This is a genomic window from Arthrobacter sp. Y3225209 (genome assembly GCF_059090685.1).
This window is the reverse complement of the sequence record NZ_JBNHFW010000007.1, coordinates 62,715-77,125: the sequence shown is the minus strand read 5'-3', so window position 1 is coordinate 77,125 and position 14,411 is coordinate 62,715. Positions and strand designations below refer to the sequence as shown.

Sequence of the window (14,411 nt, the reverse complement as noted above, 5' to 3'; positions counted from 1 at the left end):
TCTCGCCAAAAAAGAAAGCATGAAACATGCATATTCAGTTGCACGACTTCTCAGGCCACCTGTTTCCGGCGGAGCTGTCCCGCCACTTGGCGGATCGCGGACACACCATTGACCACGTGTACTCGGCCCAGTACGCCAGCGGAAAGGGAAACCTGGAGCGCACCCCGGATGATCCGCAGCAGTTGCGGTTTTCACCCCTGACCGCTGACCGTCCCTTCCAGAAATACAGCGCTGTTGGCCGCATCCGGTTTGAACGCTCCTACGCCGCCGCCTGGCTGTCGCACACCGAACGAACAACTCCGGACTGTGTCGTGGCATGCAATGTTCCCTTGTTCGCACTTGCTGCCTTCCGCAGGGCTGCTGCACGCCGGAACCAGCCCTGGGTGCTCTGGCACCAGGACCTTTTCAGCAACGCAATTTCCGATGAAATAACCCGCCGGCTGCCCGGGTCCGCGGCAGCGGCAGGCAGTGCGCTGGTCCGTCGCGCAGAAGCGGGCGTGGTGCGCAGTGCCACCCAGGTGGTAGCCATTGGAGAAGAGTTCCGGCAGGCCTACCGTCAGTGGGGAGTGCGGACCGGCCACGTAACCGTTATCCCTAACTGGGCACCGATCGGCGAAATTGTGCCCAGGCCGAGGCAGAATGCCTGGGCGCAACAGCATCTCCCGGACAAGCCGGAATTCCGGCTGCTGTATGCCGGCACGCTGGGACGAAAACACAATCCGCTGTTACTGACCGGCCTGCTCCGGTCAGCACTGGGTGCCGGAGTGCCGGCGCGGCTGATTGTTGCATCGGAGGGGGATGGCATCGACATGCTGCGCAAGGACCTTGAGCAGGACCCGGACCTGCCCGTGACACTGCTTCCTTTCCAACCTGCTGCCGAACTGCCGGATATGCTCGGGTCCGCCGATGTCCTGCTCACCATCCTGGAACCGGAAGCGTCAAGGTTCTCCATCCCGAGCAAGGTGCTTTCCTCTCTTGCGGCGGGGCGTCCGGTCCTTGGGCTCATGCCGGCCGGGAACCCGGCTGCCGCAGACATCAGAGCCGCGGACGGCTTCGTCGGGCCGCCCAGCGACTTCGGAATTGCGGCGGCTGTCGCATGGCTTCGGACGCTGGCACAGGACCCCGCCGCCGCAGCGGCCACCGGACGAAAGGGACGGAAACTGGCGGAGGACCGTTTTGGCATCGGCCCCATCGCCGACCGGTTTGAAGAGGTACTCAGGCGTGCAGCCGGGCCGGAATTCATGCCGGCAGCAGCCGAAGCAGGGCCGGCCTCCAGGACCCGCCCGGCCCACGCGGCAGCTCCACCCCGCGGCTTCGTGCGGAAGGCCTCCTGATGCTTCGGGACCGGCGGCCTGCGGATAGCCCGGCAGGCGACGCAGCGCCGCCGACCGGCCGCCCCGCCGTCATCGACCTCTCCCGGGCTCCCGGGGCGGGAGAGGCCTGGGACCGGCCCCGGTGGGTGGTCTACATCTGGGCTGCCTGTGAACTGATATTCCTCGTGAACCCATGGCAAATCAGCTCACGCCTGCGGGTGGCGGTACTGCGCGCCTTCGGTGCCGAGATAGGTGACGGCGTGGTGTTCCGGCCGCGGACCAGGGTGAAGTCACCGTGGAAACTGCACATTGGCGCACGCAGCTGGATCGGCGAGGGTGTCTGGTTCCACAACCAGGACCATATTTACGTGGGCGCTGATGCGGTGATCTCCCAGGAAACCTTCCTGACCACGGGCAGCCACCGCGTCCGGACAGACATGGGACTGGTGACCAGCCCCATCAGGATCGGGGACGGTGCGTGGATTACGTCCCGGTGCATGGTGCTGGGTGGCTCCCGGATTGGTGAGTCCGCCCTTATCCAGCCAATGACTGTAGTTAAGGGAACGGTGCCGTCGGGGCGGATTTTTGGCACCGCTGCCGGTCCAACCGTGCTTGGCGAGCGGTTTCCCTCCGCAGCAGGGGCCACCGGTCCGGACCGGAGACGCCCGTGAGGTCCTATACCGCCCGGTGCCGGTTAGACAGGCTGAATCTCACGCAGTGTCCCCTCCAGGAGGGGAAAGATCCTTTCTGCCAGATATTCGTGGCCGGCGTCCGTGGGATGGATACCGTCTTCGCTGAAAAACGCCGTACCGCCGTCGGAGAACCAGCCGTCCGCGAGGGCATCGACGTAACGTACGCCTTCTTCATCGGCAGCCTGCGCCATGGCGTCATTATTGGCCTGGACGAAATCCGGAACGGGATCCACCGCCGGACCGACGGCGATCACACGGGCTCCCGGCGCGCGGGTCCGGATATCCGCGTACAGCGATTTGGCCGCCGTATACATGGCGTCCCAGGTCTGGACACCGTCATTTCTGCTCCCTTGAACCAGGACGATGTCAGCATCCTCCCTCAGCCTCAGGGTGGCGATCTCCCGGAAGTGCAGACCGGCATTGCCCCGGGTCGTGTAGCCGGCCCCGGGTTGGGCCATCACGTTCAGCTCGACGGTATCGCCGCCGTCGGTAAGGCGGGTACCGACCAGCCGGGTCCAGTTTGCCGCCCCGCGTCCGCCGTCAGTGGAACCGGCTGTATAGGAATCCCCCAAAACATCGATTTTCACCACTGTGTCTTCGAAAGCCGGGCCTGCGTCGGGTCCATCCGTGCGTGTCGAGGACGGGCCCGGGTCATCCGCCCGGCTGGTCCCCGTGGCCTGGGAGAGCGCATATGCCGAGAGAAGCCCGGCGGCCAGAGTAAGGATCAGAAACCAAACGATCTTCCCGCCCTGCCGCTTCCGCCGTGAACGGCGCTTGGATGTGTGGCGTCCATGTCGTGTAGGCATTCCTGAATTGTAAATCCTGTGGTCTCGTAAATAAACGCGAACAGGTCCGCTGAATACCTAATCTGGGGGAAGTACGTGAGTAAAATACCTGTTTCACTTTTGACTGAAGTACGCGATTTCAAGAAGTTTGCGGAAATGCAGTCTCCGCCTCTTGTGTTATGTGTCAACGCATTTACCGGGCGGGGCGGGAGGGAGGGGCACGCTGTTGGGATTACACCTATGCGGAGTACAGATCTCCACTGTTGGAGCTCGCCGAAGCCTAAACAAAAGACAGGGGACCAGAACCCTGGTATTCGGAATGGCAAGATAGCCTTCGCCGGAATTCCTGGCAGGAGCAGGCTTATGCTGGGCGCGTTGCCTTGTTTACCTGTTTTATATAATTTTAAGGGTCAAGGGTTGAAATCCGGAGGAGAACCAGTAAGGGATGCATTCCCGCATTACCGGTTTGCTTTGTTCCGGGGCGTTGGCGGATTAGGGGAGCTGCGCTGCCGGACGGCACGTCATCGCCCTGCCGGGGCCGAACCGGCTGACGGCCGGGGGAACCGGGCATGAAGGCCCGGGAGCAGGCTGCCGTCAACGCACCGTCTGTCAGCCCAGCCAGGACCGCCATCTTCGCGGCGGGGTCCGTGGCTGCTCCGGCCGGCGGCGCCGACGGGAGTGAGGGGAATCCGGAGCAGATTCCTGACATCCTGCAGGTAGGCGGGCTCGCCGGCCCCGGTGCGGCGGCAGGAGGCGTATGGGTGGTGGCGCAAATGCAAAGTGAGGCCCTGGCCGCGTATGGAGCGAAGGTTGAACTTCTTGGTGGCTGGTTGGGCGTCCCGCCCGGCAGCGGGTCCCCGCGGACGCGGGCGCACACGGCCAGTGCCAAGGCACAGCCCCATGCCCGGGGATCCGGACCGGAGCATCGGGCCGGGCGGCCCGTCTCCAAGCCCGAAGCCGCACCGGAGAAGCGGTCTGCGGTGGCCGTCCGCTTTTTCCGGATGCGACGGCCAGTGCCGGGCGCCGGGCTGCGGGCTCCGGTCAGCCTGGCACTGCCACGGCATGTCCGGCGGGTTGCAACCGCGACCGGTATAGCGCACGTCCACCTATGCCGGGACTTCGTGACCTGCGTCTCGACGTTCCTGCTCGGCCGGGCCGGGGTCCCGGTGGTCGTTCAAACCCACGGCATGCTTCAGCCTTCACGCCGCTTGGCATTGCGGGCTTTTGACCTGCTGATAACCCGCCGCATTCTTCGAATACCTGCCCTTTGGCTGACTCTCACCGAAGATGAAGAACGGGGACTCGCAGCTCTCGGTGTGGACCCCTGCCGCTTCCGGCGCGTCGTGAATGCGACCGCCGATCCCGTTCGGCAGTGGTCTGATCCCGAGAAGCCGGTGTTCCTATTCGCCGCCCGGCTTGCCGCGCGCAAACAGCCCGGTGTCTTCGTCCAGGCCGCAGTCCAAGCCCTGGATGCGGGGCTGGATGCGCGGTTCGTCGTCGTTGGACCCGACCAGGGCGAGGGCGCGACTGTGCGGGCACTGATTGCCGCATCCCGGTACGCGGACCGGTTCAAGTTCGTTGGCGAGCTGCCTGCGGCCGGTGTCCAGGAGGCGATGTCCACCTGCACGGCCTATGTTCTGCCCGCGCTGTCGGAACCGTATCCCATGACGGTGCTCGAGGCGGCCGCGCTGGGCACACCGGTGATCCTTACCGCCCAGTGCGGACTGGCTCCGCTTATGGACCGGAACGAGGCCGCCGTCGTTGTGGAACCAAGCGTCCCGGCCGTTCGGGATGCGATGCTTCAACTGGCCCGGGACCCCGCCGCCCGCAAGCGGATCGGGGAAAATGCCCGGCAGGTCCACCGCAGGAACTGGTCAACCCGGGCCCTCGGCGGAGACCTGCTCGAAGCCTATCGCGGTGTATCCGGTGCGGATGGAACCCCGGCATGAGCACGCTGCTGCCGGCCGGTACCGAAACGGGAAGACGCTCAGGCGTCCGTACCGCCGCCGCCATAGTGGCGTTCCTGATCCTGGCAGTGGTGCTGCCGCTGCTGATTCATGGAGCCAGTGCCGTTTTTTTCACTGACACGGATTTCCTGATCCGTTACGCAGTGGTGCTCTACGCCGCCGTGAAGCTTGCCCTCGTCCTCGCCCAACCGGCAATCCGTCCTGTCTCCGGCGTGTTCTGGATCTTTGTCTATACCTGCATGGGAGTGGCACCGCTGGCACAGCTGACTACCGGGCGGTCCACCCCCCTGGCGATCCAGGTGGATGATCGCATGCTGACTGAGGCCAGCCTGCTCACCCTGGTGGGGCTGGTCTGCTTCGACGTTGCGTACCACTTACGCCTGCGCCGGGCAGCTGACCCCCATCCCCGGAGACGGGTCCTGAGACTGCGCGGGATGAAGGTCCTGCGTCTGTTTTCCCTTGGTGCGCTGGCCGCGGGGCTGGTGTATATCGTGCAGGTGGGGGGAATGAGTGTCTTTTTCCTGAGCCGGCAGGAGGCCGGGGAAGCGCTCGATGCAATCAACCCGGACAGCGGCCAGGCATTGCGGGCGATTATTTCCGGAGCGGGGTCGGTGGCCAACCTCTGCGCCCTCATCTTTTATATCCATGTTGTCCGTACCCGGGAACACGCAGTGGCCATGCCTGACATCCTGCTGATGGCGGCGCTGACGGTGATGAACATCGTCGTTAACAACCCGATTTCAAACTCACGGTACTGGACGCTCGCGGTGCTCTTCGGCCTGATTCTGCCGCTGATTCGTGGGCGCAAGGGATTGTTCAACCTGGCCATTCTTGGCGGAACATTTGCCTCAATCTTCGTTTTCCCGCTCTCGGACATCACCCGCCGGGCCGCCGGTACGCAGGCACCGCTCCAAGTGGATTCGGTGTGGACCATGATTGCGACAAAGGACTACGACCAGTTCACCATGCTGGCCAACACTCTGGGCTACACCGCAGACCACGGACTGTCCTGGGGGATGCAGGCTCTCGGACCCCTTCTTTTCTGGGTTCCACGGGTCGGCTGGCCGGATAAGCCCTATGACACAGGCGTAGAGGTGGGGATCTGGATGAACAACTCGAACCTTAATCTTTCAGCACCGCTGTGGGCAGAAGCTTGGATCAATTTCGGACTTCCGGGTGTGGTCCTGGCCTTCGCCGGTCTCGGGGTGCTGGCCCGCCGCCTGGACGCAGGCTACCGCGCCGATGTCCTGGGCATGGGATCCGTCGGATACCTGGGCATCTCGATCTTTGCCGGGTACCTGTTCATCCTGATGCGCGGATCGCTGCTTCAGTCCATGGGCCGCCTGATGATCCTGGCAATTTCCATCCTCATCCTGACAACAGCGGCGAACGCCCGCAAAGGGAGAACACCATGAGCAGGCCCCTGCCTTCGGCCCCGGACCGACCGGGGTTCCGTGCTTCCTTTGACCAGCTCAGGCGGGCCCAGAAAACCCGCAAGGGAGTTCCGCTGTATCTGCTGTACGTGAACCGGCCTGCCGGGCGGGCCGTGGCAGCAGCCCTTCGGCGCACCCCGGTTACACCCAACCAGCTGACGTGGGCCGGAGCTGTCCTGACCTACGGGACGCTGATCTGGCTGGCGGTCTGGGCCCAGCCTCAGCCGGGGACCGCGCTCGCAGGGGTACTGCTCGCAGCCGGATACGTATTGGATTCCGCGGACGGCCAGCTGGCCCGGCTGCAGGGCAGCAGCTCGGCCTACGGCGAGTGGCTGGACCACCTGCTGGACAACGGCAGGATGACCGTGATGCACGTAGCAGCATTCTGTTTCCTCGCCCGGACCACTGATTACGACGTCGTGCTCTTGGCTCTGGGCTGCGGTATCTTCCTGCTGGCGAGCTCACTCATCTTCTTTGGCGGGGTGCTGTTTGACCAGCTGGCCCGGAACATCCGGCCCCGCCCCGGGACACGGGATGGCCAGACATCCGTGGAAGGGGCAGTGGGCGGATCAGGGGACCGGCGCCTGCTCGTCCGTTCAGTAGTGATGCTGCCGGTGGACTACGGGATGACGTGTCTGGCGTTCCTCCTGACGCCCATCCCTCCGGTCTTCCTTGCCGTTTACCTCGTACTGGCGGCCGCGCATGTCCTGATCGGTGCCGCGTTTCTGCGGCATTGGCGGGCCAAGCTCCTGGGGCTGGGCTAGTGGGTGCAGGACGCCGCCTGGCCACCTTCGCAGATCAGGGCGTTTCCAGCCTGTCGAACTTCGCGGCTGTTGCCATTGCGGCAAACGTGGCAGGGACCGGGGAGTTCGGCCAGTTTTCGCTCGCATATGCGGGGCTTTTGTTGTTCCTCGGCGCGCAACGGGCCTTCGTGGGCGAAACGTTGCTGGTGCGGTACTCCCGCACGGGGACACTCACCGCCCGGATTGTCGCCGCCAGTCTGGGCGGATCGGTGCTGTGCGGTGTGCCCGCGGCCTTGTTCCTGTTGGGAGGAGGTGTCCTGGCCGGAGGACAGGACGCACTGCTGTGGCAGCTAATGGCGCTGGCAGCACCGTTTATCCTGCTGCAGGACAGCCTCCGGTACCTTTTTATCTGTCAGGGATTGCCCGGACGGGCCCTGGCCGTAGACGGGCTGTGGGCGGGTGTATCCATTCCCGGAATGCTCCTGGCAGCCGGCAGCGGCTGGTCCCTGGTGCCGGTGCTCTCGTGGTGGATTGCGGGTGCGCTGGCAGCGATGGTGCTGGGCCTGGTAGTTGCCCGGAGCCTGCCGGCTGTTCCGGCGGGAGCGCGCTGGCTGTGGCTGAACCGGGATTGCGCCGTCCGCTACCTGGCGGAGTTCGCTGCGCTGAATGCTTCCAGCTTTGCGGTGCTGTACCTTCTGGTGTTTCCGTTGGGGGCAGCCGGCGTTGGTGCCCTGCGCGCCGCACAGCTGTTGTTCTCACCGTTGAACACCGTTTTCGGTGCACTGAAAACAGCCATCATCCCGGAGTTGGTGCGCGCCCGGGGGACGGTAATGTTCCGGCGGCGGCTGCTGGAAGCCCTGGCAGTGGTGGGGGTGCTCGCTGTGGGCTGGGGCGCCGCAGTGCTTTTCCTGCCCGCCGCGGCCGGGGAATTGGTGCTGGGGGAGACCTGGGCCAACGCAACGGAGCTGCGCTGGCCGTACGCCGTCCAATACCTGGCGATGGTTCCCTACACAATCATGCTGGCCTGCTTCCGGGCAGCGGAAGCGAACAGGCTGTCCACCTTTATGCGCGGAGTCCTTGCCGCAGCGACCCTCATCCTCCCGCTCTGTTTAGCCCTGAACGGATCCGTAGCGGCTGCGGCCTGGGGCTTCGCTGCCGCAACGGGACTGGCCGCGGCGTGTGGCCTGGCCCGGATGGCCATCCAACGCCGCGGCGGTGTTCCTGCATCGGCGCAGCATCAGGTGTCCGCGCGATAGACACCGGCTCCGGTCCCTTAGCTCCGGTCCCGGTGGACGGGAGCATCAACTCTTCACGGGCTGCTTCCCCTGCGGGCCGCGGCCGTTGCCCCGGGGTGCGATAACCGCTTTGGCTTCGGCGACGGGAGAGGACGGCCGGCCCTGCTGCTCTTCATCCAGCGGCGACGCAGGAGCGGCACCATAACCGGTGAGGTAGGCCGAATTAGCATCAGGCCCCTTACGCGGAATGCGGTTCAGGACCACACCGATGACGTTGGCCTTCACCAGATTGAGTTGCTCAATAGCCTTGGCAAGATTGTGCTGGCTGACTTTCGTCGCTCCGACCACGAGCAGCAGGCCATCCGTGTGACGGGTGAGGATGGTGGCGTCTGCGACCGGCAGGACCGGCGGGGCATCCAGGATCACTACGTCATACGTCTGCTCCATTTCCCCGATCAGTTTCTGCATGGTGGAGGAACCGAGCAATTCCGTGGGATTCGGCGGCAACGGGCCCGAGGTCAGGACAGACAGACCGGCCGTTCCCCAATGCTGGGCGGCATCCGAGAGGTTGGTGCGTCCTATTAGTACCGTGGTCAACCCCACTGACTGTTCCAGACCAGTGGCGTCGGCGACCGACGGGAGCCGCAGATCGGCGTCGACCAGAAGGACGCTGCGGCCGCTCTGCGCGATGCTCAGCGCCAGGTTCAGGGCCACAGTGCTTTTGCCTTCCCCGGATTGGGAGGAGGTGATGACCAATGACTTAAGGTCGTGCCCGACGGCGGCGAACTCCAGGTTGGTTCGCAGCTGACGGAACGCATCGCTGCCCGATCCGGCCAGCACGAATGGTGCGGCGGAGACCCGCGGTGCCGAAGATTCAGTGATTCCGCCCAGCAACGCCAGGGAAGTGGACCTTCGAAGGTCGGCTTCGGTGCGGACGTGCCGGTCCAGGACGTTTCTGAGAACGGCCACCACCAGCCCGGCAGCGAGGCCATAGAGCAGACCCAGCAGCAGATTCAGGGAGGTCTTTGGACTGGACGGGCTGGGGGGTGGCTGTGCCGTATCAAGTGAGGACAGCCGCACCGGCGAGGGCAGCCCGTTGGTGGGACGCTCGAGGTCCGCCACGGACAGAATCAGACTTGAAACAACTCCGTTGGCAATGTCGGCAGCACGCTCGGGTGAGGAATCCACGGCTTCAATCTGGATCAGGACCGTGTTCCGTGAGGTGGAGGCTTTGACGTTCTTCGCCAGTTCGGCCGCAGTGGTGTCCAGATCCAGCTGTTCGATCACAGGGTCCAGAACCTGGGGTTTCCTGACCAGGCTGACGTAGGACTGCACCCGGGCAAGTGCAAAAACGCTGCCCTGCTGCAGTTCAGCCGAGGATTCAACGTTTTGGGTTGAGACAAAGATGCTGCTGTTCGCGGTGTAAGACTTCGGCATGAGGACCGACACCACGCTGGCCGTGATCAGGCCGATGAGTGCGAATGAAACAATGAACATCCAATTTCTTCGCAGGACGAGTATCTGTTCGTGCATATCCATTGGTTACCCCTTCCCTTGGATAAGACGGTTGGTTGGGCACGCCGGGTGGTGGGCACGGTGTTTCATGAACGGAACCAGGAGTAGCACTGGCTCGAATCCACTCGCCCGGCATCCGTTGCGATAACAACGGGCGCAGATGCGTCGTACTCTCCGATCAGCGCGCCGGAGCCCGCATAGACCGAAATGCTGCATCCCTCGGTACCCGGATAGGCACGGTAGGTGCCGGGTCCAATCGACGGTTCTTCTGCGCGCGGGTCGTGTACCCCGACGCCGAAAACCCCGTCCGGGAATCCAAGGGCAGCGCCCTCAAGATCCGGAAGCAGGTCGGTGCACAGATTCCTGATTGCGTCCGCGGACTCCTGCGAGGGATTCGTGATCAGTTCACTGAGTACGGCTTCGGGATCGGATGCCTTGGCGTTGACCAGGACATCGCAGCGTTCCTGACCGACCTGGAGTACGGCGTTGGGATCCATGCCTTCCGGAACTTTGCCCTCGAGGAAGACTTCCTCGGCGGCGTTGAAGGTGGGCTCCGGCGCGGGTTGTGGGGACTGGCCGGCTTCGGACGGTTGACCACTGTCCGGGGCAGCCGTAGGAGATGCGTCGGCGCTACGGCTGCCTGTGGGACCGGGCGTGAAAGGAACGGAAGCGGAAGGGGTTGAACTGGACGAAACCGCCGGAGTTTCTTCCGAAACGGGATCGGCGGAGCGGCAGCCCGTGGCCGTTCCCAGCACCGAAACCAACAACCCGGCAGCCAGCAGTCGCGGAGCCGTTGATGAACTGAGACCTGTCTTCATAGGGTGTGCTCTTTCTTCGGGGTGGAACCTGCCCACTGCGCTATCGATGTCAGGGGGCGAATACCAAGGTCAGGACCGGACGGCGGGTGGATGACGCCTCCCTGGCGTAGAACCAGGCGTTGTCGGTACCGGCGCTGGTGATCCCAAGGTCAACGGAACCGGTCAGCATGGCCGCCACCGCTTCCGGGTCGAGATTGACGGTTTGCGGTGTGTTCACTGCGACGGGCGAGACGGTGCCGAGCAGCGCCGAAGCAAGCGACGGACGGTTGTTCCAGGTAACTGTCCCCTCAGACCAGTTGCCTGCGACGGCATGGATGGTGTGCTGGTCCAGCGATCCCGCGAAGGACTCGGTCGTGGTGTAGAGCCGGAGCGTCGCAGATTGCAGGCGCATTCCATCCGGTACCCCGGCGCCCAGCCGGAACCGCAGGTACGAGGTGTAACCGGGGCTGCCCCGCGAGGCCAGGCTCGTGGACGTCCCGTTCACCGCGTTCGGTGCGCCCTGGTTGGCATAGCTGTCCTCTGCCGGTGTCAATGTCAGCGTGACGGGGTCCGGGACTGCTGCGGGGACGGTAGCGGAGGCCTGTGCAGACGCCGGTCCAACGTTGCCTGCGGCATCAACCGCAATGATCCGGTAGTAGTAGGTTCCGGCAGCCACTTCCTTGTCCTCGTGGGCTAGTTCAGTTCCTGGGACCGTGGTTAGCAGGGTCTCGGTGGACGGAGTAAAACCGTCCGCGGCGGACCGGTGGATCTGGTAGCCGGTGACTGCCACATTGTCAGTGCCAGCAGCCCAGCCCAGCTTCACCCCGGACCCGGAGAATGCTGCAGCTGTCCCTTCCACCTGCGATGGCGGTGTGGTGTCCGGAACCGGCTCGGGCGTGGGTAGGATGCCGCCTCCGGCCACGTAATGTGCCTGCGTCCTCGCTTCGCTGAGGGCAGTGGGGTAAACGGCGAATTCATCAATGCTGCCCTTGAAGTACCGGCTGCCGGGCATCTGCGGCCAGGTCGAACCCAGTTGATCTCCGCCGATCCGCCACGATCCGGTGATCGCCTCGTTCCCGGTGACGCTGTTCGCACCGACCGGGAGGCCGTCGACGTAGAGAACCATGCCGTCGGCACCCTGAGTGGCGACTACATGGTGCCAGACGTTGTCGTTGTACGTGCCGGGAGAGACCACGGTCTGTGCGCTGCCGGTCCAGACCCCGAAGACCAGGTTGCCCCCGTTGGTCATGTAGACATGGCGGTCGTAACTGCTGCTGAGGCCGGCGTTATTGTTCCTGCGCGGCTGGCCGTTGCCGAAGCCGAAGATTTTCCCGCCCGTGGTGGTGTCGGTACGGAACCACGCCTCGGCGCTGAAGGTCTTTGGCGCAGCTATCCGCTGTTGGGCATAGACCACATCATCAGTGCCGTCGAAGGTGGCTGCCCTGTTGGTGTCGCCGGAAAGGGCACCCGTCGCAGCGCCGATACCGGGTGTGCCGAAGGGCAGTCCCATCCGGTTAGTGGCGGAAGAGTCTGCCGCGGCTGCGAAGGAGTCGCCGAGCCGCCAGTAGGTTTCGGCACCGTCGGCGCGGACGGCGGCAGGGTAGGCCTGTGCAGCGGTGGGAGTGGTGATCTGCACCTGGGCCGAGAGGGCTCCTACGTGCCCGTCCGGATCATTTGCGCGGACCTGATAGGAGTATCTGGTCCCCGGCGCGGCTGTGGTGTCCGTGAACGAGGCCTGCGGCAGGTACCACCACAGCGAGGAAGCCTGCACGGTGCCCAGCGGCGTGGAGGAACCGTTTCGGTAGATGCTGTAATTCAGCTCGGAATCGTCGGCGTCCGTGGCGGTCTGCCACCGGATGGTGTTCTGCCCCGCGGCACGGGACTCGGCGCTGACAAACCGGGGGGCTCCGGGGCCTGCGGACCCCGGGCCGGACCCGAACCGGGTCAGGCTCTGTTGGGCCTTGCCGTTGGTGGTGGTGAATTCGCCCCCCACCCAGAGCACATCATTTGACCCGACGGTTGTATGCGCCAGGGCACGCGGTCCGATGCCTTCGCCCTGCCCGTCATTGGTCAGGGGGTTCCACTGCATCATGGGAGAGGGAGCGTCCACATTCTGGGCGCTGAGGTGGATCCGGCTGCCATCGGTGAAACTGCCCATGCTGCCGCAGTCGTGGGCGTGGTGGGCCGCATAGAGACTGTGTTGGTATATGTCCAAAGCCTGGGTGGCACCGAGACACGTATCCCGCCAGACCTGGTCATACGTGCCCAGATCAAGGCGGGCCCGGCCGTCGAAAACACCCCCGCCGGTGCCCTCGTTGCCGATGTAAAAGCTCGTCTCGTCCGACGTGATGGTCTTCACCACTGAAGTCCTCGGAATGAAGAATCGCGGGTAGGTTCTGATGCTGCTGCCCGAGACCGGGTCCACTACCGCCAGGGCCTTGGAATCGGCTCCGTTCATGGTCGTGAAGTCACCGCCGGTGATGACCACGTTCTTGGCGGGCGGAACATGCAGGGCCCGGACCGGCAAATCCGCTGCCGGCGCCCAGGGGAGCAGGGCACCTGTCGGGGTGACGGCGGCGAGGCGCTCGCGGGGAGTATTCCTGACGCTCCTGAAGTCACCGCCGAAATATATGGCCTCGTTGGTGGCGTCGATGGCGCGGACGGTGGCCGAGACGCCGCCCGGCCGGAAATTGGTGTTGACGGTGCAGCCGGGCAGGTTGATGGCAGCGATGCTGGAGGCGCTGACTCCGTTGACCGAACTGAAGCTGCCGCCGATATAGAGGGTCCGCCCGTCGGGGGAGACATCCAGTGCCCTGACGGTGGCACTGGTACCGGTGACGGAGAGGTTGCAGCTGGTGGGGTTGCCCGTATAGGCATCAAAGGCAGCGAAGTTCACCGCGCTGCGCGTTCCTGCTCCGCCGGCAACAGCGCCGGGCGGGCGGATAGCGGTAAAGGTGCCGCCGGCGTAGACAGTGCCGTTGGCCTGGGCCAGTCCCCAGACAATGCCGTTGGTCTGCCACGTAGGCAGGTCCGAGGCGGAAAACGCGACCCCGGGACTGATGGCCGAAGCCGGTGGGGCGGTTGCTGCCAAGGCGGTTGCGGTAAGGGCCGTAACCGTCAATAAGGCTGCGATTGACTTACGCATGGTACCGCCTCTACTGCCATGGGGAGGGGGGCTGGATGGCCCGAAACTGAGAGCATCGTAGCTGTGGGGTCAGGCCACTAAGCAGGTGCTCCCCTACCCGACTTATGGCCTGTGTTACCCGGCCTTTCCGGGCCGGTACTCGAGTTCGCAGGAGGGCTACTGTAATCCGGAGAATTCCCTTTACCCCGGGTCCCGGGGGTTAGAGGATCATCCGGACAGTCACCGTCTCACTGGGGGTCCGCACGCCATGCCCGTAAAAATCGGTTACGCCTCGGGCGTCTATGATCTCTTCCATATCGGCCACCTGAACCTGCTGCGCCAGGCCAGGGAACGGTGCGACTTCCTGATAGCAGGCGTGGCTTCTGCAGACATGTCCCGACGGCTCAAGGGCATCACCCCCGTGGTTCCGCTGACGGAGCGCCTGGAAATCGTGCGCGGGATCCGGTTCGTGGACGAAGCAGTGGTGGACGAGCACGTGAACAAGGCCGAAACGTGGCGCGAGGTCGGGTTCAACGTTTTCTTCAAAGGCGATGACTGGCGCGGCACACCGAAGGGTGACCGGCTGGAACGGGACATGGACCTGATCGGCGTCGAGGTTGTCTACCTTCCGTACACGCCAACAACGTCCTCCACAATGCTGCGCCGCGCACTGAGCGTCATGACCGGTTCACCCGGAGACTCAGCCCTGAACGCATGAAAACCGGAAACACTTCCGGGCTGCCCCCCGCTCCCGGGCCGAGCCGCCGCAGCATATTGGCGCTGGGCGCCGTAACCGTAGCCCTGACC

Annotated in this window: 11 protein-coding genes; 7 read left to right on the top strand and 4 right to left on the bottom strand. The window is 64.4% G+C overall.

The features are described 5' to 3' along the window. The first annotated feature begins 26 nt into the window (after positions 1-26). A complete protein-coding gene (locus AC5RVB_RS06195) occupies positions 27-1,334 on the top strand; it encodes a glycosyltransferase family 4 protein (protein WP_494142234.1) in 1,308 nt (435 codons plus the stop codon). Positions 1,335-1,498: 164 nt separating this feature from the next. Next, the gene (locus tag AC5RVB_RS06190; protein WP_494142233.1) at positions 1,499-1,984 is read left to right on the top strand and encodes an LbetaH domain-containing protein; all 486 of its coding nucleotides are present in this window, start codon (positions 1,499-1,501) and stop codon (positions 1,982-1,984) included. A 23-nt stretch (positions 1,985-2,007) separates the two neighbouring features. Here AC5RVB_RS06190 and AC5RVB_RS06185 read toward each other — a convergent pair whose 3' ends face one another. Then, the gene (locus AC5RVB_RS06185; protein ID WP_494142232.1) at positions 2,008-2,811 is read right to left on the bottom strand and encodes an SGNH/GDSL hydrolase family protein; all 804 of its coding nucleotides are present in this window, start codon (positions 2,809-2,811) and stop codon (positions 2,008-2,010) included. 548 nt (positions 2,812-3,359) lie between these two features. On the opposite strand from AC5RVB_RS06185, the gene AC5RVB_RS06180 reads away from it, so the two are divergent. The 4 genes from AC5RVB_RS06180 to AC5RVB_RS06165 are packed head-to-tail and all read left to right on the top strand — an operon-like array spanning position 3,360 to position 8,189. Next, positions 3,360-4,739 (top strand): glycosyltransferase, encoded by a 1,380-nt coding sequence (locus AC5RVB_RS06180; RefSeq protein WP_494142231.1) that lies wholly within the window; start codon positions 3,360-3,362, stop codon positions 4,737-4,739. Next, positions 4,736-6,172, top strand: a complete 1,437-nt coding sequence (locus AC5RVB_RS06175) for an O-antigen polymerase (protein WP_494142230.1) — start codon at positions 4,736-4,738, stop codon at positions 6,170-6,172. Before AC5RVB_RS06180 ends, AC5RVB_RS06175 begins: the two co-directional genes overlap by 4 nt. Further along, complete coding sequence (locus AC5RVB_RS06170) at positions 6,169-6,954, top strand: CDP-alcohol phosphatidyltransferase family protein (RefSeq protein ID WP_494142229.1); 786 nt, start codon at positions 6,169-6,171, stop codon at positions 6,952-6,954. Before AC5RVB_RS06175 ends, AC5RVB_RS06170 begins: the two co-directional genes overlap by 4 nt. Continuing rightward, complete coding sequence (locus tag AC5RVB_RS06165; RefSeq protein ID WP_494142228.1) at positions 6,954-8,189, top strand: MATE family efflux transporter; 1,236 nt, start codon at positions 6,954-6,956, stop codon at positions 8,187-8,189. Before AC5RVB_RS06170 ends, AC5RVB_RS06165 begins: the two co-directional genes overlap by 1 nt. 45 nt (positions 8,190-8,234) lie before the next feature. Here AC5RVB_RS06165 and AC5RVB_RS06160 read toward each other — a convergent pair whose 3' ends face one another. From AC5RVB_RS06160 to AC5RVB_RS06150, 3 genes are all read right to left on the bottom strand, one after another. After that, positions 8,235-9,707 carry a tyrosine-protein kinase domain-containing protein gene (locus AC5RVB_RS06160; protein ID WP_227904267.1) on the bottom strand — a complete coding sequence of 491 codons (1,473 nt, stop codon included), beginning with the start codon at positions 9,705-9,707 and terminating at the stop codon, positions 8,235-8,237. Positions 9,708-9,769: 62 nt separating this feature from the next. Beyond that, positions 9,770-10,180, bottom strand: a complete 411-nt coding sequence (locus tag AC5RVB_RS06155) for a hypothetical protein (protein ID WP_227904268.1) — start codon at positions 10,178-10,180, stop codon at positions 9,770-9,772. Between the two features lie 370 nt (positions 10,181-10,550). Beyond that, a complete protein-coding gene (locus AC5RVB_RS06150; protein WP_494142227.1) occupies positions 10,551-13,625 on the bottom strand; it encodes a CBM96 family carbohydrate-binding protein in 3,075 nt (1,024 codons plus the stop codon). 247 nt (positions 13,626-13,872) lie between these two features. Between AC5RVB_RS06150 and AC5RVB_RS06145 the strand changes: the two genes are divergently transcribed. After that, positions 13,873-14,322 (top strand): FAD synthase family protein, encoded by a 450-nt coding sequence (locus AC5RVB_RS06145; RefSeq protein WP_227904270.1) that lies wholly within the window; start codon positions 13,873-13,875, stop codon positions 14,320-14,322. The last annotated feature ends 89 nt before the right edge of the window (positions 14,323-14,411 follow it).

Excerpts from the sequence above, each read along its gene's own strand:
- AC5RVB_RS06180 (WP_494142231.1), top strand. The coding sequence starts at position 3,360 with ATGAAGGCCCGGGAGCAGGCTGCCGTCAACGCACCGTCTGTCAGCCCA.
- AC5RVB_RS06145 (WP_227904270.1), top strand. The coding sequence starts at position 13,873 with ATGCCCGTAAAAATCGGTTACGCCTCGGGCGTCTATGATCTCTTCCAT.
- AC5RVB_RS06175 (WP_494142230.1), top strand. The coding sequence starts at position 4,736 with ATGAGCACGCTGCTGCCGGCCGGTACCGAAACGGGAAGACGCTCAGGC.
- AC5RVB_RS06155 (WP_227904268.1), bottom strand. The coding sequence starts at position 10,180 with ATGGATCCCAACGCCGTACTCCAGGTCGGTCAGGAACGCTGCGATGTC.
- AC5RVB_RS06160 (WP_227904267.1), bottom strand. The coding sequence starts at position 9,707 with ATGGATATGCACGAACAGATACTCGTCCTGCGAAGAAATTGGATGTTC.
- AC5RVB_RS06195 (WP_494142234.1), top strand. The coding sequence starts at position 27 with ATGCATATTCAGTTGCACGACTTCTCAGGCCACCTGTTTCCGGCGGAG.
- AC5RVB_RS06185 (WP_494142232.1), bottom strand. The coding sequence starts at position 2,811 with ATGCCTACACGACATGGACGCCACACATCCAAGCGCCGTTCACGGCGG.
- AC5RVB_RS06150 (WP_494142227.1), bottom strand. The coding sequence starts at position 13,625 with ATGCGTAAGTCAATCGCAGCCTTATTGACGGTTACGGCCCTTACCGCA.
- AC5RVB_RS06170 (WP_494142229.1), top strand. The coding sequence starts at position 6,169 with ATGAGCAGGCCCCTGCCTTCGGCCCCGGACCGACCGGGGTTCCGTGCT.